The organism is Mesorhizobium sp. M7A.F.Ca.ET.027.03.2.1 (assembly GCF_003999175.1).
Taxonomy (GTDB): domain Bacteria; phylum Pseudomonadota; class Alphaproteobacteria; order Rhizobiales; family Rhizobiaceae; genus Mesorhizobium.
Genome location: NZ_RZOM01001478.1, coordinates 1 through 1,083 on the forward strand (window position 1 = coordinate 1; position 1,083 = coordinate 1,083).

2 protein-coding genes are annotated in these 1,083 nt (G+C 62.3%); both read right to left on the minus strand.

Translation table 11 applies throughout. The features are described from left to right. A partial coding sequence (gene ubiG, locus EN750_RS35765) for a bifunctional 2-polyprenyl-6-hydroxyphenol methylase/3-demethylubiquinol 3-O-methyltransferase UbiG (protein WP_127399378.1) occupies window positions 1-505 on the minus strand: 505 nt, incomplete at its 3' end. Window positions 506-703: 198 nt separating this feature from the next. Further along, on the minus strand, window positions 704-1,083 hold a 380-nt coding region (locus tag EN750_RS35770), incomplete at its 5' end, for a response regulator (protein ID WP_127399379.1).

Here is a 1,083-nt window from a genome sequence, read left to right on the forward strand (position 1 = left end):
GGTTGATAGTGGCCACGAACATGACGCCGCCGGGCCGCACCATCTCGCCGCATTTGGCGACGAACAGGTCGATGTCGGCGACATGCTCGACCACTTCCATGTTGAGGATGACGTCGAACTTTTCGCCGGCGTCGGCAAGGTCCTCAGCCGTCGTGGCGCGATAGTCGATGCTGACATTGCCCTCGGCGGCGTGCAGCTTGGCCACTTCGATATTGGTTTCGGAGGCATCCGCACCCACGACTTCGGCGCCAAGCCGCGCCATCGGCTCGCACAGAAGTCCGCCGCCGCAGCCGATGTCGAGGATGCGCAGGCCCTCGAAAGGCCTTGCAGCGCGCGGGTCACGGCCGAAGCGCGTTGCTATCTGGTCGCGGATATAGGCCAGCCGGACCGGATTGAATTTGTGCAGGGGACGGAACTTGCCGTTCGGGTTCCACCATTCGGCGGCAAGGGCGGAAAAGCGCTCCACCTCTCCGGCATCGATCGTCGATCGTCGGGGCTCTGGCATGGGTTGGTCTCCTCGACACTACAGCGCCGCGCGTCCTCTTGGACGCGCAAAGGACGCTGTAGCACTTTAGATTCTGCGCATGATCCTTTCCGAAATCGACTTCGATTTCGGGGTCATGCGCTAGGAAGTCGGGCGTGAGGCCGCGAATGTCAAGGCAACAATTTTCGATGCTGCCAAGGGGCTGACAGAGTGGCCGACCTACTTCGTGCCGAGCACGTCACGCAGTTTCGCCGCCAGTTGCTCGATGGTGAAGGGCTTGGCGAGGAAATGCACGTCGTGGTCGAGCACGCCGTTGTGGACCACCGCGTTCCTGGTGAAGCCGGTGGTGAAGATCACCTTCAGCAGCGGCATGCGGGCAACGGCCTCTTCCGCCAGCTTGCGGCCGTTCATGACGGGCATGACGATGTCGGTGAACAGCAGGGCGACGTTCGGGTTCTCCGCCAGTTTCTGCAACGCTTCCTCGCCGCTCGCTGCATGAATGACGGTGTATCCGAGTTCTCGTATGGCCTCAGTCGTGGAGACCCGCACGCGGGCATCATCCTCGACGACAAGGATCGTTTCGGTGACCGGTGCGGCGG